The 18235-nt window shown below is 52.4% G+C and carries 14 protein-coding genes and 1 pseudogene; 7 read left to right on the top strand and 8 right to left on the bottom strand.

What is annotated here, in order from left to right; genetic code table 11:
• Position 1: 1 nt before the first annotated feature.
• The 3 genes from QMZ18_RS33705 to QMZ18_RS33695 all read left to right on the top strand — a co-directional run bounded on the left by QMZ18_RS33705 (position 2) and on the right by QMZ18_RS33695 (position 8739).
• Positions 2 to 1627 (top strand): hypothetical protein, encoded by a 1626-nt coding sequence (locus QMZ18_RS33705; RefSeq protein ID WP_282610848.1) that lies wholly within the window; start codon positions 2 to 4, stop codon positions 1625 to 1627.
• On the top strand, positions 1628 to 7060 hold the full coding sequence (locus tag QMZ18_RS33700; protein WP_282610847.1) for an FtsK/SpoIIIE domain-containing protein: 5433 nt from the start codon (positions 1628 to 1630) through the stop codon (positions 7058 to 7060).
• Positions 7061 to 7593: 533 nt separating this feature from the next.
• Positions 7594 to 8739: a tyrosine-type recombinase/integrase gene (locus tag QMZ18_RS33695; protein WP_282610846.1), complete on the top strand. Its 1146-nt coding sequence runs from the start codon at positions 7594 to 7596 to the stop codon at positions 8737 to 8739.
• Positions 8740 to 9152: 413 nt separating this feature from the next.
• Here the strand turns inward: QMZ18_RS33695 and QMZ18_RS37145 are convergent.
• Positions 9153 to 9365, bottom strand: a pseudogene (locus QMZ18_RS37145) (recombinase family protein); the annotation flags it as partial.
• Positions 9366 to 9625: 260 nt separating this feature from the next.
• On the opposite strand from QMZ18_RS37145, the gene QMZ18_RS33690 reads away from it, so the two are divergent.
• The gene (locus tag QMZ18_RS33690; protein ID WP_282610845.1) at positions 9626 to 10765 is read left to right on the top strand and encodes a hypothetical protein; all 1140 of its coding nucleotides are present in this window, start codon (positions 9626 to 9628) and stop codon (positions 10763 to 10765) included.
• Between the two features lie 176 nt (positions 10766 to 10941).
• Positions 10942 to 11346, top strand: a complete 405-nt coding sequence (locus tag QMZ18_RS33685) for a hypothetical protein (protein WP_282610844.1) — start codon at positions 10942 to 10944, stop codon at positions 11344 to 11346.
• Positions 11347 to 11401: 55 nt separating this feature from the next.
• On the opposite strand, the gene QMZ18_RS33680 is transcribed toward QMZ18_RS33685, so the two are convergent.
• The 4 genes from QMZ18_RS33680 to QMZ18_RS33665 form a co-directional block, all read right to left on the bottom strand.
• Positions 11402 to 11551: a hypothetical protein gene (locus QMZ18_RS33680; RefSeq protein WP_282610843.1), complete on the bottom strand. Its 150-nt coding sequence runs from the start codon at positions 11549 to 11551 to the stop codon at positions 11402 to 11404.
• 331 nt (positions 11552 to 11882) lie between these two features.
• A complete protein-coding gene (locus tag QMZ18_RS33675; protein ID WP_282610842.1) occupies positions 11883 to 13133 on the bottom strand; it encodes a Fic family protein in 1251 nt (416 codons plus the stop codon).
• Positions 13134 to 13776: 643 nt separating this feature from the next.
• Entirely contained in the window at positions 13777 to 14643 is an 867-nt protein-coding gene (locus tag QMZ18_RS33670) for a phosphoadenosine phosphosulfate reductase family protein (protein WP_282610841.1), read from the bottom strand.
• Between the two features lie 76 nt (positions 14644 to 14719).
• Positions 14720 to 15196: a DUF2958 domain-containing protein gene (locus tag QMZ18_RS33665; protein ID WP_282610840.1), complete on the bottom strand. Its 477-nt coding sequence runs from the start codon at positions 15194 to 15196 to the stop codon at positions 14720 to 14722.
• A gap of 133 nt (positions 15197 to 15329) precedes the next feature.
• Between QMZ18_RS33665 and QMZ18_RS33660 the strand changes: the two genes are divergently transcribed.
• Complete coding sequence (locus QMZ18_RS33660; protein ID WP_282610839.1) at positions 15330 to 15518, top strand: hypothetical protein; 189 nt, start codon at positions 15330 to 15332, stop codon at positions 15516 to 15518.
• 104 nt (positions 15519 to 15622) lie between these two features.
• On the opposite strand, the gene QMZ18_RS33655 is transcribed toward QMZ18_RS33660, so the two are convergent.
• The 3 genes from QMZ18_RS33655 to QMZ18_RS33645 all read right to left on the bottom strand — a co-directional run bounded on the left by QMZ18_RS33655 (position 15623) and on the right by QMZ18_RS33645 (position 17053).
• Positions 15623 to 15832, bottom strand: coding sequence for a hypothetical protein (locus QMZ18_RS33655; RefSeq protein WP_282610838.1), 210 nt, complete (start codon positions 15830 to 15832; stop codon positions 15623 to 15625).
• A gap of 160 nt (positions 15833 to 15992) precedes the next feature.
• Positions 15993 to 16592 carry a mobile mystery protein B gene (locus QMZ18_RS33650; RefSeq protein WP_282610837.1) on the bottom strand — a complete coding sequence of 200 codons (600 nt, stop codon included), beginning with the start codon at positions 16590 to 16592 and terminating at the stop codon, positions 15993 to 15995.
• On the bottom strand, positions 16589 to 17053 hold the full coding sequence (locus QMZ18_RS33645; protein ID WP_282610836.1) for a mobile mystery protein A: 465 nt from the start codon (positions 17051 to 17053) through the stop codon (positions 16589 to 16591). Before QMZ18_RS33645 ends, QMZ18_RS33650 begins: the two co-directional genes overlap by 4 nt.
• Before the next feature lie 307 nt (positions 17054 to 17360).
• On the opposite strand from QMZ18_RS33645, the gene QMZ18_RS33640 reads away from it, so the two are divergent.
• Entirely contained in the window at positions 17361 to 18110 is a 750-nt protein-coding gene (locus QMZ18_RS33640; protein WP_282610835.1) for a hypothetical protein, read from the top strand.
• The last annotated feature ends 125 nt before the right edge of the window (positions 18111 to 18235 follow it).

Raw genomic sequence — 18235 nt, 5'->3', positions numbered from 1 at the left:
CATGACAAAAATCAATGCAGCTACCGATTGCCTGACGGACAATCACATCAACAAAAGACCCATAGATATGTGGGTGCAGGAAGCGGTATTTGGACATCGCTATATCGAAGAACAGAAAGCCTTTATGCTAGTGCTGGAGGTTCTCTCGATCTGCCGTGCCTTGCAGATTGACGGAAGTGGTACCTCCTATGAAGCTAACCGGATCTTTAGTCACCCCAAAAGCTCCGAAAATGAGCACGAGAGTTTCAAGGTTCCGGTTCGCAAAATGGGAGCCTTGCGTTACATCTTGTTTCAGGACTCTTCTCTCGAGCGGATCAATTACGCAGAAAACCTCACCCCGGAAGAGCGCCTTGAACAATGGGTCGAAGAACTCAATCGCGGCTATAAAGCGACAGCTCGTAAGGATACAGTAGATTTTAAATATCTATCGACACGGTTTGGCGACCGTTTCTTCGAGGTTCTGCAGGCCGTCCGCATTCTGAGGGGTCTCGAGCTCGATGTAATCCACAATCGTCGTTGGACTTCGCGCTTTCTCGTTCCGAGGGGGCCAAATCTGCAATTCGCCGATGTGAAGGAAGATTTTAGTGCGGACCGACGGTTCTTTGGACGCGGCGGCGAGATGGTCTATCTCATGCTCAATCGCTCTTCTCAGGCCGATGAGCTTGCCGCTTTACTCAAAACACAGTTCTTCGGTACTGAAGACTCGCTCAACAAAATCGCGGCAGAATTGGCGCCTCCAAAAACACCAGACTCTGACGCTAGTGATGGTGGGGTAGTCGGATATCTACCTCTCAAGCATCATTCTTCTTATGAACGGATGGCCGGAGACTGGGTGTCGATCCTTAATCTAAGCGAGCTCCCGACTCCTCAGAAACTAGATCCGCTCTTCAGGATGACCGCGTTGAATCTTGTGCGGTATTTCGTGGACCGGGCGCATGAAGTCGCAGAGAGTCCAGTCCGAGATCCCATCCCGCTTGACCTGACTGGCGGTGCTAAGAGCGATCTCAGGGACTTGTCCAGAAGTTATCTCAAGCGGCAGCGTCAATTGATCGAGGACGCAGTAGAGAATTTCATCATCCAGAGCCTAGATGGCATGCCCAAGTGGCAGCAAGCTCACACCCATCCCGATCTCGAACAACGCTCAAATCTCGCTAAGCAAGCAATCCGAGAGGCCTTCAATACCAACATCTATGATAGTGAGACAGGAGCAAAGGAGCCAACCGCTTGGCGCAGCGATTTTCTCAAAGCCGCCAAGGGACGCAGTCGTAATAACGTCTCAACGCTGATCGAACCCCTGGGCAAACAGACCGGCTTTGTACTTGCCCGCCGAGGTGTCGGTTCATGGTTCGCAGGTTCAGATGAATTTATCGAAGCTCTTGTACTCGCAAATGTGACTAGGCCAGTGACGATCATGGAATTCATGTCCAGTCTCTATGAGCGCTACAGCATCGTTATTGGTCCACGAGAAGCAGGAATTGCCTTCGATCGTCCACCTTGCGACATCTCTTCCTTCGAAGACAATTTAAAGGCATTTGAGCGCCGTTTAACCGGTCTGGGTTACGTCAAGCGCCTTTCTGATGATTGCGCCTTTGTCTCAAACCCCTATTGGCTTGACGACGTGATTTGAATGGATCCGCTTGTGACAACAGCCCCCCCCAAAGGCCCCATCCTCGACGGCGATGCACACGCCCGCATTAGCGAAAGAGCTGATCTTATCGGCAAAATCGTATGGCAAATGGTTCTGAATGAGGCGAAGAACAATACGGGGCGCTCTATTCAGCTACTTGCAGGGTTGAGGCCGGAACATCTCGCAGGGATATCCCGCACGCTACCTTCGAATTCATCAAAAAAAATCGACCTCAAGATTCGAAAGGATATTGATGCCGCTCTGACCGCCAGCCTGTCTGCGGATCATTTGACCGACAAGCCTGCTGTTTATTTCCGGAATAGTGATGCCGCTGATATTATCTTGTTCGCGGTTTCTGACGAGGAGCGCGAAACGGTTGGTGCAAGCCTCAACCCAGTCTCGAGGATCGACCGAAACTCGATACAAGAACAAATTGATCTATGGGTGGCTGTGATCGTCGACAGGCACGTTGGCGACGTTGGTAGTAATGATCGCCGGAACTGGATCAAAGCCCTTCTGAAAGGACTAAACCAGTCTGGAGTCACTAGGGAACTCGATCAGTTTGCCGAATTCGTTCTTTTGCTCCAGGAAAAGACTTCACTCCCCTGGCCACAAAAGGTCCACCAATCTGCACCGGCCCTGCATATGCCGACCTACAGCTTCGCCAGAATACCCGCACTTGAGACTGCAAGGTCAAAGCTCGAGCAGGAGTTCCGCGGCATGTTTCGCGGCGCAGAACAGGAAGTCGCGAATTATGTCTATCTGCTCGATAAGACCGACAAGCGGGTCGATACCGACCAGCTACTTGAGCGCCTCGATGAGAATGAGGTGGAATATTCAACAGATAAAAAGATTCAGGCTGACGCCATTCGAGCACTGGTTGCAGATCGCAAACATCTGCGACACGGGAGCTGGCGGTTAAGCCAGGAGATCTTTTGCAAGACTATTGACTGGACAGCATTTGGGAAAAATGCCTTCGGAGTGCGACGCCGAAGGCGAACGCCAGATCTGAGCGAGCGGACTCGGGAGCTGTTAACCGAAGAGTTCGCCGATAAGTTTGAAGGTGATGAGGCCGCTCAACAATATCTCGAGGATCTCGGTACTAAGGACACCACCCCGGAACAAGATCAGGATTTCTTCGACACTTGGCAGGATGAGCTCCGATCAGGTACCAGCGTCAAGGTCTATGAGGCGTGGCGCCGTCATCTCTTTTCAGATGAGGTGACGAGTGACGACCTTCAAGTGTCAATCCTCGAGGGTATCCATGCGTTGTTGATGAAAACCGCCAATGATGATGGAAAGATCGCAACCGGCGGGAAAATCGAGATTAAAGCCAAGCACTGCGAGAAACTTTCCAGCTGGTCATCCCTTGACGCGAGAGTGTACGCACTGTTCCGGCAGGAGGCGCAGCTTCTTCAGAAGGTGCTGTCCGGTCATGTTGAATTTAATTTTGGTCGATGGCTTGACCAGAAGGCGATCGACGAAGCAACCGGGCAATCCAAGAAAGACGCTCGTCAAATTGAATTCGAGATGGGGCTGGTCGCCGATGACGGATCGGATTGTCCCTTGTCACACCGCGTCCGCATCTTCTGGACGCCCTCGGTCAGCAGCATCGCAATGGCCTGGCCCGAGGATATCAACGCCCTTTATGAAGGGATGACGGATGGTTTTATCCGTGTGCATGACTCAAAACTCTCAATGAAGCCAGGCGTTGAAATAAATGCCTTACCAGTTTCTCTGTATGATACAGGGACGTTTGTTGATGTGGCGCACGGAGAGGAGGGCAGAACGGCTGACCCCGCAAGTGCTCCAAAAGAAGAAGATCTGTTTGTTGTCATCGGTGATGAGCTGACGGATCATGAGGCTGGGCGACATATCGACGCTCCATCCAAAGATGCCATTCTGCAGGCATTGGCTGAGTTCCGTCAGGCATTCACCAATGCGATTATAGGCCTGAAAACCGACCCGGAAAACTTGTACCAGACCGATTTGATCGAAAAACAAGCTCAGGCCTTTGGTCAGCTTTGCAAAGTCGCGCGACAAAAGTTGAACGCAAACACGAACCCTCGTCTTACTACTATGGGCAAGATTACGGAGTTTGGTATTGTTATCTCTGCCACTTCGGAAGAGGGGGCAGTCATCCCCGCTTGGCATCCGCTACGGCTGCTTGAGCGTCAGGCCAAAGCCAGAGATCTTGCAGACTTTGTCGAAACCCTTTTGAGTGTCGACACAGTCTCGGATGATGGACTGAAGCGAGCTTGTGACGAGCGTCGATATCTCTATAAGAAATGGTTCTTTCCCGAGGTTATCTCGGTTAATCATAAGTCCTACGCTGCTCTTCAGGATTGTGCGGGGTACAGCTTTGCCGTTCCGGTTGGAACAGCCGCTTCTGATCCTCAGGAACTCGAGGCAACCGCATCAACTGCAAGTCGGCAGTTTCTGTCCGTTTCTGACCGTTATCTCGAGCTCAATCCTCATGAAGAGGGAAATTTCTCGACCGCCATCTTCAATGCGGACACGGTCAGCTTGCCCGGAATGATAGCCAAGGGCCTCGAAGATCGGATGGCGCGGAATGGGCACCTCCGCTGCAGTCTTCTGATCTCCCATGACAATCCGGATCGGATGCGAAAGATCTACGCCACTCAGAATGCCAGGCTACGTGCTCAGAATTTGGATGAGGTGACAGAAGGTTTCCTGTCGCGACTGAGGGTCGGTGTTGGCAAAGGTGATAGTGCTCGCAAAAGTGATCGTCGAAACAGCACGGATCTCGTATTTCTGCACGATGTATTCTTCAAACAGTCGGAGATGACGTGGGATTATGAGCGGGGTGAGCCAGACACGCTGCCTGACGCGATAGACTTTAGAAATGTGGCTCTCCCACGCCGCCGCGCCGGTGATGCAGGCAACTCTTGGGTCTCCGCCAAGACAATTGAGATGTCGTTGACCGTCACACATCCGCCACGAGCCGCCGCAGAGTTCCTCGATCTCTGCCACTGCTGTAGAGAAGATCTCGTCATTATACCGGAGGGTTGGCGCGCCTTGCCGCTTCGGCGTGTGTCCTGGGATACAACCGCAGTTCGACGTACAATCGAGCGGGCACATGCGATCGGAGAGTGGGTCGTCAGTGTGGATAGCATGTCAAGCAGGCAGATGCTTGCTGATAACGGCATCAAGGTGATACGGGATGTGCAGTTGCCGGATTCAGAGTTGCGCGTTCTGGTATCATCGCGCGAACCGAGCGCCAACCTCGTACGGCATATACAGTCGGATTTTGAGCATATGGTGGACGCCGCACTCCACGACGATGCGCAGTCAATGGCGCGGCGAACGATCTCCACGGTCGTTGAGGTTTGCGGTCAGAAGATTCTAAGTTCAGCTCGATCCAAATCCGCAGCCCGTGAAGTTATCGGTCTCGCAGCTGCAACCTCACTCATCCGTATCGACAAGCGATCAAGTAACATCGAACCAATTTGGTTTTCACTTGACGATAACAGGGCCTTCTTCGGTCTAACGGGAAAAATGGCTGACACTCTTGCACTTTCTGTCTCCAAGAATGATGCCGGAGACTTCGTCATCCACATGAGTGTTGTAGAAGCTAAATGTGTTGCCGCGACCTCCTCGACCACGGAATCGAAATCATCTCGTGAGCAAGTCTCCTCCACTTTGAATACCCTCAGGGCAAACTTTGTTGACCAGCAAGATCCAGTCGCGAAACAGGCTTGGGGCGTTCAGCTTTTGCATCTCATGGTGTTGCGCCCTGAATATGTTCGCTTCTTCGGTGACATTGAAGAACTTGATCGATTCCGCAGCTCTCTTGCCCGCGGTGAAGTCCAATATCGCGTTGAGGGTAGGTCGATTGTTGTTATTCATGACGACGAAACCGCTGATGACAGCATCATCGTGACTCTATCGACATCTGATGACGATGTCTGGCAGTACCAGGTCCGCCAGCGTGCCCTCGGCCGTCTCATGAGAGTCATCGAAGACCCCCAATCACCTGATGCGCCTTCGATACCCGTGCCGGAAGGATTTACAAAACGGGAGTGTATGGAACCCAAGAGACGCAGTGAGCCTTCTTTTCCGGAGACAGTAAACGAACAGAGCGTTAAACAAACTGCTCCAACGAACCCGCAGCAGGTATTGTCCGACGATGAACTCGTCGAGCAAAATGAATTGGCGCAAGGATTGGCTGAAGAACCGGATGCCGAGATTGCTCCAGTCTCCAATAGAAGGATCAGACCTGCCCTAGAGAACGCTCTTCAGTTATCGATGACACGCAACGGTGGGCAGGGTAGCAAAGAGCAAGAACTTGAGTTTGCGGTCAAGACGGCAAGGCAGCTTCAAGCAGCTTTGACCGAGCTGGGTATGCATGCAGTGCTCATGCCTAATCCAACCATCTCAACGCCTAATGGCGTCCTGGTAAATTTTGCTGGCCACGGCACACTGACCGTCAAGAAACTAGAACCCAAGCTACTCGAGCTGAAAACCACCTTCGGCCTTGATGTCACGGATATCAGGACGGGCTTAGGTCGGATTTCACTGTTCGTAGCGGCACAGAAGAGACAGATCGTCGATTTAGCTCGTGTCTGGCTTGAAGCGATTTGGCCAGTTTCCTGCCCGAATTCTACGTCCCGATTCCTAATTGGTCTCCGGGAGGATTCCGGGGAGCCGCTCTGGTTGAATCTGCAAGGATCCCACGGTGAAAATGAGGAACACGCACCACATACACTTATCGCCGGTGAGACCGGCAGCGGCAAAGGCGTGCTGACACAGAACCTCCTGCTTCAGATGATTGCATTCAATCACCCTAAGAACTTCAAACTCTATGTCATAGATCCTAAGTTTGGTGTGGACTTCTTCTGGATTTCACAGGCTCCGCATCTAGCTCGTGAGATTGTAACTACACAAGAAGCTGCCGAGCAGGTTCTCAATGAGATTGTCGAGGAGATGAATCGTCGCTACGAGCTCTTCATGCAGGCACGTGTACCAAAGATCTCGGAATATAACGCGCGCGTATCTGAAACTGAAAGACTTCCTCTGATCACAGTGGTCCATGACGAGATGGCGGACTGGATGGCTGGCTCTGAAGACTATCGTCATGTTGTACAGAGCTGCTTCACACGTCTTGCGGCCAAAGCTCGAGCCTGTGGTATCCATATCATCATGATCACGCAGCGTGCTGCCCAGGACGCCATCCCTGTCGGCATCCGCGATAACCTCGGCAATCGGCTTTGCTTAAAGGTCGCCAGCACTGCTGGGTCAAAGCTCGCGCTTGGCGTCGAAGGAGCTGAGCGGTTGCTCGGAAAAGGGCATGTCGCGGCTCGCCTAGGCGGCGATAAACCATCCGGCGAAGAGTACTTCATTGCCCAAGTGCCATTTGCATCTACGGAAGATCTCGAGATTTTCGCGAGTGCGGCCTTAGATGGGTTGTAACAGGCCTTAGTTGGCTGTGTCCGCTTGGAGAAGCTCCAGAGATGGATGGCCTGACAGATCATCTTTGGGAAATCAAAAACTATGTAACCCTGATCGAGGCCAAACGACCAGGGCTCGGAAAACTGCGGTCCTTACACCGAGTGTCAGCCGGAGATTTCAAAGTGACCCACTACCCCAGGGTGCGGACCCTTTGACAAGCAGCTCTGTGCGAAAGGTCGATTTTTCAAATGGTGTTGCGGGATCGTGTCTAATGAATCAGGATCTTTCTACAAACAGAGATGAGTTGTACCGAGGCGTCTACATAGAGCACAATACGCCGGAGCGTAATTTGCATCGCACTTACGGGTTGCCAATTGCTCGTCCTCTCTTTGGGCAGTGGAGCTTGTTGCGTTTCTGGGGAAGAACCGGAACAAAGGCCGATCGAAGACCGAATGGTTCGACACCGCTGTTAAAGCGGAATGAGCATTAGAGGCAAAGTTGACTGAGAAGCACCGCCGCGACTATGAACAGAGCAACCAAAGATCGACCGAAACATGACTGAACCTTCAGTAGATTCGAGCGACCGGTTGGGCTCTTTGATTTCCGTGGTCTCCTTCGAGCGTCAGGATTTGGTCACAGACCTTCTCACCGACGCTGATCTCAACACACTTAAACATCTGGCGCGCAAAGGCACGCCTGAGAACTCTTTGCGGGCCTTGACTTCGGACCTTGCTTACCTTGAAGCTTGGTGCCTGGCGGCTACCGATCAGGCTTTAACTTGGCCGGCACCTGAATCTTTGGCGCTCAAGTATGTGGCGCATCACCTTTACGATGCGGCCGAGCGTGCCCGAGATCCGAATCATGGCATGCCGCCAGAAGTTGAGCATATACTCCGTGAGCGTGACCTGTTGCGCTCCCAAGGTCCACAAGCACCGGCGACAGTGCGACGACGCCTGTCCAGCTGGGCCACGCTGCACCGCATTCGCGGGCAGAAAGGTCCTTTTGATTCACCCAGCCTACGTGAGTCTGTTAAACGGGCTGCCAAAGCTGCCGATCGGCCGAGGGTTCGAAACAGCCGTCGCGCGATTACACGCAACATTCTCGAAGATCTCATGGAGACCTGTGGGGATGGAGGACCGGCTGCTTTGCGTGATCGCGCCTTGCTATCGGTCGCCTTTGGGTCAGGGGGCCGCAGACGCAGCGAACTAGCCTCCCTCAAAGTTAAGCAACTAATCGAAGAAGAACCTGTGCCTGCGGACCCTGAAGATCCGGAAAGTCCTTTATTGCCCTGTATTACGATCGAACTCGGACGCACAAAGACGACAGATGCGGAAGACGGTGCAGCGGTAAAGTTGATTGGTCGGCCCGTTGAGGCACTATTGACTTGGCTGGAGAGTGAGAACATCGAAGAGGGATATGTTTTTCGCCAAGTTGATCGCTGGGAGAATGTAGGTGAACGCGGGATGACCGAAGCCGGGATCGCTTGGGTTATCAAGTCTCGACTCAAGAGCGCAGGCTATGATGTCAAAGATTACAGTGCGCATGGTTTGCGCGCCGGATACCTCACCCAAGCAGCAAGAGATGGAATACCGTTGGCAGAGGCCATGCAGCAGTCCCAGCACAAGTCAGTGCAACAGGCTTCAGAGTATTACAACGACGCAGAAGCGGAATTGAGCCGGGCCGCGAGACTGTTGAAATAGGTGCAAGCTGCAATGCCCTAAGTGAGCGGGTCGGTCCACTCCCGTAGAAGTTAGTCATATTAGTTCTGACCTAATCTGACAGACGCCACATCCAAGCCGGTAACTGTCAGATCGAGTCTGAACTACTACAAATTAGGTCAGAACCAATACAGCTCAGAACGATATTGGCACCCCAAGGCCCCAAGAGTCCAGTAATCCTCGATCAGCTCCTTGCTTTGAATTCGCGCACACGTTGTGAAATGGTGGCATTTGTCCACATTGAAGACGGTGGCGAATTCCTCGCAAGAGGGAAAGCTACCATCATCGTGTGGCGTCTCCAGCAACTGGATAACAACCCCAATCTGCTTATCGTCTAGCTTTCTTTTCGGCCTAACTGAGTGCCTTCGGGCTTCGAGACCGCGAACTGTGCGCTCCTAGGTGACGCCCAGCAGACCGACGGTCTGCCGTCCTAGGCGGTCGAGCTTCCAGACAACGAGCGTATCGTCTTCACGGAGTCGGGACTTGGCTTTCTCAAGTTCCGGAAGGATCACCCAGTCAGACGAAAGCTTCTTGCTGTAGGTTTCTTGGCAACCGGGTTCGCAAAGCGCGTTAAGCTCGAGATTCAGATTCTGTACGGTTGTCGAAACGCGCGCGTAGCCGGACTTCGTGTTGCATTAATCTTTTTCGCGTTTTGTTTATGCAACATCATTTATGCAGCTAGATTCCACAACATGCTCCCTATCTTACTAATCGGTCTCTTCGATAAAGGCGCCAGAGCGCCTTTTGATAGGGCAACTGAATCTATGCAAGCCCATGAGTAGAGCTCAAACAAATTTATTCGCGAAATAAGGGATTTCTGATAGAATTTGATGATGTAAGCCCAATGCAATACCGGCGCACGATCTCTATGAAATCTGTACACAAGATCATAGAAAAAATCTACGAAGCCTCCACCGACGACGGGTTATGGCCAGGAGTCATGCAAGATGTGCGACATCTTTTTAATGGCGCGCGCTGTCTGATGTTCACACCTCATGTGGCACCGACAGCGAACAACAGCCTCTGGGCCAGCTTGGATCTGTCTGCAAACGATCTGAAGGAATACGTAGAGTATTATCATACGCGCGACCTATGGTCGCTCAACGCTGAAACAATGGGATATATTCGTTCGGGAACGTGTTTCATCGGTCAAGAATTGATCGATGACAAGCTCTTTGAGGAATCGGAGTATTTCAACGACTACACACGGTACATTGAAGTCAAGAATTTGATTGCTTCAACGGTCCATGACGGGACCGGACGAAGCGGGGTCCCCAGAGTCATGATGAGCGTTTACGGTGGCCTGCAATCCGACGCTTATACGAACAAGGATCTCCTGGCCTACCAGCGGCTTGTCCCTCATGTTCAGAACAGCCTGGTTTTGCGCCAGAAGTTTATTTCTCTACAAAGCCATGAACGCACAATCGACCGCCTGTTGGATAGTCAGCCTCGCCCGGTCTTGATCCTGAAATCGGGAGGTACAGTCGTAAAAGTGAATGAAGAGGCCGAGGATTTCCTTCGAAGGCAAAGTGTTCTAAACCTTCGTTCAGGCCAGCTCAGAGTTGAGGATTCGAAAACACAGAGAGAGATAGATCGCGCTATTTGGACAACGGCCAATTCATCGCGCGGTAATGAGGCAGAGCCTAGATCGTCCTGCGTGCAGATGTCCAATCCAGCATCAACTAGGCCATATAACCTGACGTTCTATCCAATCCCTTCGTTGTTAGATGATGCCGGCTTGGATGCGCGAGTTTTACTAGAGATTCTAGACCCCAATCATTCGAGCTTTTTAGATGCTTCTGTAGTCTCAGCGTTTTATGACCTAACAAATGCAGAAAGAGCCCTTTGCGAAAGCTTGTTGGCAGGGTATTCGCTCATCTCCGCTGCTTGTCGACTGGGCATTACTGAAGGCACGGCACGTCAAAGACTGAAACTGATTTTTCGGAAGACTGACACCCGCAGTCAGCCAGATCTGATTCGTCTTCTCATGACCTATTCTCCTCGTTGAAACTGACCTCCCATTTGGGAGGTGTGCGAGTTTCTAGCTCCGAATAGAGTTCTTTGTCCGAAGATTCATACGCATGAAGGTTCGTGTGAGCCGGAGATTCTGACCCTGTTCCACTTCCTGGAGCTAGAGGTTTTCTTTTATATCAAAATGAACAAATTGTGAGGGAGACATGCAAGATGAAAACACTTTACCTTTGCGTTGTGGCCGCCGCCACAATGTCCACCATAACGCCACTTTCAGCGGAAATGGGTGGAAAATATGTTTCAACTGCAAATCCGCAATGCCAAATAAATGTTACTAAGCTTAAATCACTCCGCAATTTAAGATTCACGGATGGCCCCTATGCCATCCAGTCGCGAGGAGTCGCTGGCTGCACTTGGGATGCTCTAGGGTTAGCCAAAGGAAAGCGGATTGCAGGTGGTTTTACCAACCAAAGCGGCGACATAGCTTATATTACGCTTAATTGGCCATCTGGTATTGATGGTAATAAGGTTGATATGGCTAGTTTTGATACAAATGGCACCAAACGCAGTGGCGAATCATTCAGAAGAAACACGGAAGATTTCGACAAAGTGGAATAGGTGGCATTGTCAAGTTAACACGAATCAGTCTCGAAGATCCTCGAAGGCATGGGTTTCAGGCCGCCAGTTGACGCCACTCGACAAGGGCGGTGAAGCGGTAGACGGCGCGGCGGGTGAAGTGGCGGTCGTGGTTGAAGTGGTTATAGACAGAGACTCGTACGGAGGTGAATTTCTGCAAGGTCTTGATGAACGTAAACTTCGCCATTGTCCTTTCTCGTCGTCGGAACGGTCGGCGTGAATTCTCAGCTCGACTATTGAGTCAGCGCCCGCATTCGCGAATAGCAGTGTCGCCGACCGCTTCTTCCTGATCTCATCGGCGAATATCGGACCGAACCGGCTCCACCAAAACCGCACTGTCTCATGGCAGTTATCGATCCCGCGCTCGTAAAGGAGATCTTCGACCTGTTTCAGCGACAAGGGATAGCGGATGTACATCATTACCGAGAGGTGGATTACCTCGGGCGAACTGTTGAAGAATCGGAAGGGGTTACGCATTGCAGGAGGCTATCAGACGCCTCGCTTCGGCTCATACCGATTTAGCCTGACAACGCCTTCTCAGGGAATAGCCCGGGCATCCAGCGAGATGCAAGGGCTGCTGGAAAGGCGAGACGCAGCGGCGCCCGTGTCGTTTCTGATGTCAGCACTTCGCGATCCAACAAGGCTGATGTGATCCGTCGTGCCTGGCGATCGCCGGTACCGAGTATGTTCGCGACTTCACCGCGGGGCAGTTCACCGCGATAGAGGATGGCTTCCAAGACCGATCCGGCGTGCGGGGGCAGGCGATTGCCGCGTGTCTCCTCGGCACACCATAGTAGGATGCGATCGCGCAGGCCATTAGGCTGAACGAGACTTTCCATGAAGTCCACCTGGTCGATACAGGTCTTCAGAAAGAAGCTGATAAAGTCCGCAAGCGCCTCTTCGCTGAGGTTGCCGCGACCATCGAGATCGTTCCGCCGCGGCAAGTCGCAGGCGGTGAGATGGTTCTTATATGCGGCTTCATTGCGGGCAAGACCGCGCGCCACCGACCAAATCCCACCGGTATCTAGCGTCTGACGCAAGGCGGCATAGGACATCAACCGTGCGACACGACCGTTGCCATCCAGGAATGGGTGGATCCACAGAAATCTATGATGGCCTGTTGCTGCGGCCAGCACCGCGTCCGTTTTGCCGAGATTCTTGTAGGTTGTTTCGAATCGATCGAGAAATCTGGGAACAGCGCCGGGACTGATGGCCAGGAGTCGGCCGACTTGGACAGACTGCGTCCGAAGCGTGCCTGGTTCGACTCTCAACCGCTCTTTGGTTTCTGGCTCCGTAACCCACAGCAGCTCGTCGGGAAGCAGCTCGCAAAAACGGCGATGGACATCGCACAAACCTTCAGCCGATAGGGGCCGACCATCAAGCCCGCCTGTATCGATCCAGGCCTGGACGGCGATATGTGCCTTGGCTTCGAGCTGGAGATTACGGCGCTCAGGGTCACCGCTGTAGTCGCCTTTCAAGGCACGCTCGATATCGACGGGATGGGTGTCGTGACCTTCGATCAGATTGCTGTAGTAGCAGTTCATCGAGCGGACCAGATCGGATAGCGCGGTCACGATGCCGCTTGGCAAGCTGCGGCGAAGCCCGGCGGTCTTTGCGGCCAGATCGACGACCAAATCGGTTAGAGCGGCCCGCTGCCTGGTGCTTTCACCGATAAGGAGTGGTTCCATAAGAGCGACGCTTTCGCCGAGATCTTCGACCGATCCGTTGGTCTCGGCAGTGTCCGCACGCATGTCCGCTTTAATGTCCACTTTGTTTCTGATCATTTATATTTATTGTCAGTATCTTGTGCATAAGGAAAATTAAACACTCGTCCTTTTCATGTCCGGTTTTTTGTCCTATTTAGCGGATCTATGGCGGATTTACAATACGAACCTAAAGATTACAAGTTTACTGCTCGATTGTGGGACAGACTTCACATGTTGAACTAGCGCCGCAGACAATCCCGGGCAGCTTTCTCCTGTTGTGCCTCAAAGTTGTGGGCTCTGAGTTTGTCATCGTTGAGGTTCTTGAGCCGCCCTGTAGCTTCCTCCATGAGTTTCACCCGCTGGCAAGTTAGAAGCCGTATGTGGATGGAAGACAATCCTCGGCAGGGATTTTACCGAGTGGGCCGAACGAATGATCTCATAGTTCGGAGTTCCGTCTAACTGTCCGGATCTGAATCCCATGTCTCGATAACCTGGCGTTCCTGCAACAACAACTGGACCGCGTTCGAACCGCAGGCGCTGCATCGCACCTTCTCTCGCAGCTCGCGTACGTAGACAAATGGGGAGAGGGTAGGGCGATTGATAAGATCGCGAGGGTCGATATGGTTCTTGTGTCGGCAGCCCTCGCACCAGGCGCTCACAACAATGTTGGCATCGACCAAAGCTCCAAGGGTCCAGTAATCCACGATCACTCACAAAAACCGTGAGGGGCATCGCACAAGGCGTCTTCTTGATCAAAGACCCAGTCACCTTGCCGATCGACGAAGGACGCAAGATCAGCAAGGGCAAAGTTCTTGTTGAACCGCGAAGCTCGCCCCCGGGTCCGGACGCCACTTTCAACGTCGAGCCACCATTGTGCTCGTTCAGGAAAGTCCCGAATCAAAGCCGCAAGGGTCTTTTCCGATTTCAAGAAACAGCCGTCGCAGTTTCCAAGGGGGGTTTTGCCCTCGACGTTCGCGAGCCGGAGGTCAAAAGTTTGCCGCTTCCAGAACGCACTAATCTGCCGTTTCGTGATCCCAGCATCTGCCAAAGGGCAATGGTTTTGCCACCTCTCTTTGGTTGGTGCACAAGCCCGCGCAACCCGCTTCGCTTCGTCGGCCCGAAGACCCAGAACGGATGTCCAGTGGCTGTAACCCAGACTCAACATGTACCGCTTTGCCACGCGAACCTTAAGCTCAGCCGTACAGAACCTGGCCACGGCGTTCGGCAAATACCCCCGCTCCTCGACGAGCCGCTGGAAAGGCTCGCCGTTGCGCGCCGCGTCGTTGTGACCGACAGTCCGAAATCCTCGATCGTCGTCAGAGTCCCGTTCGAGCCAGGTTATCGGTACCGACCAATGCCTTGCGCAGTCTGCCACGAAGTCCAGAGTTTCAGGCATCTCGCGGCCTGTGTTCTGGAAGGAAACAACCACATCGGACGGCAGCTTACCGTCATGGGCCGCTAGGATGTGATACAGCATATATGCAGAGGTTCTGCCGCCGCTGAAGGCGATATGGGTGGGCCCAGCTATACGGTAAGAAGCATGCGCGTAAGGCTCTTCGTGTCCGTTTTTCATAATAACTGTCCTCGAGAAAATTCACTTTGCGATCTATGAGTGAGAGAGGGGATAAGGTTCGATCCCCTCTTTTTCCTCAGCTGATGGCGGAAAGGCCATTGAAGAGCGGGAACGAGATGGCTTCACCGTTCTTCTCGTTGAGCAGCCTGGAGCGCAGCTTTTTGCCTTCACGCTTGGCGTCTTCCGCGAGGAACTGATAGGCCCGCATGAGAGAAGCCGGGTCCGTGACAATCCCTCCGGCCTGTTTCGCCGCCATGGTGTAGACACTTAGACTCGCAAGCGGTTTGAAGTGAATGTCCCGTTCGATCTTGAGACCGCCGGGGCCGATGATCTCTTCGATCTCCTCATGTGAAACGTAGCCCAATTCAGGGAAGCCAAATCCCAGATCGCACAACCCGAATAGAATGTCTTCGTCGGCGGGTTTGATCTCGCTGAGCAACCAGGTTCCACTGTTCCAGGGGCAGAACCACTTGACCACCGGGGCGTGGTCGGGTCCTTCATTCTCAAAGTTGGCGAGCATCTGTGTACGTTGAATTGGCAGAATCAATTCCATGACCCTTTGTCCTTCCTTGGATAGTCAGTTGCGCATGCAACTGAGCTAGCAAAGCGGCGATGAGCGGATGGGAATTGGTCATACCCGGAGGGAGACGAGGGGGATCACCCACCCGTAGGGCTGGCAGTAGCCAGTGGTTTCCACTGGGAAACTATGGGGAGACGGCTCCCGGAGTGGCGCGCCAGGCGCGACAACCTGCAAGGAGGTCTTGATCAAGGGCGGTCAAGACCGCCAGACTGCGCCCCTGGGCGCCGATATGAACGAGACCGATGTCACGTCGGCAGAGGCGTCTGCACTGACTTCGACGCTGTACGGGAAGTGACCAATCAACCCTGTGTTCGAGCACCTGGTGTCGGTACTGGCGATGCCAGATTCCGCGTGGCTCAAACGAAAGAGAATAGTGCCGCGTCAGTGACACACTGAAAACTACTCGTAGGCTTCGCCATCCGCCTTGGGCTGGGAAACAACCAGCTCAGTGGCACCAACCGGAATTTCGGGGTTGGCGTTGAGAAAGGTTTCTCCTGTATCCCTGCGAGAGTTCTCGAAGACGGCCCCAACGTGGCCAAAATTGGTCGTGGCGGCTCTATTGTTCTGACATTCGTCGGGAACCGTGAGGGTGAGGTGATCATTCGACATGGTCTGTCTCCGTGATCGCGCTTTTGATTCCGCGATCAATGGAGAAGTGGCAACTTTCGTCAATCAGAAAACGCGTCAGCGGAGACGTGATACCAGGCAGAACAAACAATTCAATGAGATGGGTGCCACGCCTATTCGGTATCTGTATGCGAGACTCGCTCTAGAGTTGGTTTGCACCGACAAGCTCTAATATCGGATCAAATTTACCTCCGTCAGCAGCGCGCAGCGCAGCGATGTAAGCATTGCGGCGTTCATTATCTGTTTGAAGATCGAAACCGTGAGTCCACTCGATCGGAGTATGCCCGAAGTGACGCTCCAAATAGAGGTCCGCCGCAATTCGTGCATGTCGACCATTGCCATTAGGGAATGGATGGATTTGTACCATTCGATGGTGAAACCGCGCGGCGGCTTCGAGCGGCGGATAGGTATCGTTCTCGGTCCAATAGCGTGCATCATCGACCAATGTGCGTAGTTCCACCCCAATATGAAGTGGATCGATGCCGATATTCTTTTCGGTCTGGCGATAGGTTCCGGCCCAATTCCAGATCTCTCCGAACAGCCGTTTATGGAGTGTGCGAAGAAAATCGTCTGTCAGTATGTCCTTCTGACGGCTCCTTGAAACCCATTGCAGGCCGGTCTGGATATTGGCCTGCTCCAACTCATCAAGCTCACCACGTGTTGTGATGTGTTTGGGCTTCAAGCCTTCACGTTCATCCGGATCGAGCGGCGTTGCACCTTCAGGTGCAGCATCATTGATCACCGCTCTTCCCAGAAATCAGAAGGCATGTCGCGGATCAACTCATCACACAGACGGGCGATTTCCTCTTTGTTTTTTTCAAGCGGAAGGGATTGGCTTTCCAATGCCATATGCCCACTGGCGCGGCGCACGAGCTTTGTTGCCTTTCGCTCAGCTTGATCACGGATCAAATCTTCAGTGGGGCCCACAGGAACGATCGCATAGACAAACCGACAACCGAGCGCTTCGGCGGTGCTCTGCATATGTTTGAGCGTCACGCTTCCACTTAGTTCGTTTTTTTCCGTTTGCGAAACGGAGGCCCGCGACACACCCAAACGGCGCGCGAGCTGCGCACCGGACATGCCGAGCGCTTTGCGGACGGTGGCAACCCAGCCTTCCGGCGGCTTTTGAACAGCAGACAGCTGTAAAGCTGCGCGGTCAACAATACCCTGGTATTGTCTTTTTATGGTTTTTCGGACACTCATCGTATATCAATATCTTAACGTTTTTCTTTTTTCGTCAATATATTAATATACATTTTTATTCGTTATGTCTATCAATACATAGACATACAAACTCTATTGGCTGTAGCTACGTGCATATCGTGGAGGCCTGATGCCTGGTAGAATAAACGATTCAATGGGAAGGATGACCACTCCCATTAAAATCCTCAAAAACTCTAGCTAGTGAATTGTAATCATTCACAGCGTCGCGTTATTATTGAAGTATTTAATCAACTCAAAACAGGCATCTCATGATGCCAGCGTCGACTGCCGAAAGAGGGCATAGTCAGTGATACTCGCGTTTCTTAAGTTTTCAGTTCTGGTTTATGCCGCGATGTCCTATGGGGCCGTTCTGGTTGTTGTTTTTTCGATCGGTGAAGGAGAACTTGGGTCCGTGCTCCTTTGGGCTCGCAATCTGGCGATAGGCTTTGGATTTCTTGCCGTAATGAGCTTTGGAGTTTCATCTTATTATGCGCCCTGGCGAATTCTTTGGCGTTGTTTCCCAATGCTAAATGAATGGGTGTTTCCTGATCTAAACGGCGTCTGGCTTGGAACAACAGAGTCGAACTGGTCTATTATCGACAGGATGCGCAAATCTACATTGTCAGGTAATGCCGCAACCCAGGAAGATTTAGATGCTTTGGCATTGGAAAAAAGTGTCATTGCATTTGAGATAAAAGCGCATTGGTTTGGCATCAAAATTAAGTCGAGAACCAAAGCGGTCAATGGCGAAGCCTGGGCGGCGGACGTCAAACCAACCCGAAACGTTGGCGGGCGCAGTTTCGGATTGTCTTACATGTACGATCAAAAAACACCTCAACCAAAGGCCACAGATGAAAGCTCTAATACGGGAGCAGCAGTACTTGAAGCCAGAGTCGGAGATACCGCTGTTCTGGAAGGCGAGTACTGGACGCGCCGGTCGTGGCCACAGGGCCTGAACACCGCCGGCAGGTTGAAGTTAAAGCGTGTCAGTGGGCGTCATATAAAGAGCGAAGCAGATCTTATCACCGAAGCAAACCGATTGGAGATCGAGAACTGAGACGCTTTAAGTGTTTCGATATTTAATCTTGTGCGTATCATTCGCTCGGTGCGTTTTGCTTTTTAATATTATCGCAGCCAATGCGTCTTTCTCTGGCTATGATAGCCTCAGAAAAGTTATGCGAT

This window comes from Pelagibius sp. Alg239-R121 (assembly GCF_947331435.1).
Classification (GTDB): Bacteria; Pseudomonadota; Alphaproteobacteria; order Kiloniellales; family Kiloniellaceae; genus Denitrobaculum.
This window is presented reverse-complemented; position numbering and strand designations above follow the sequence as displayed.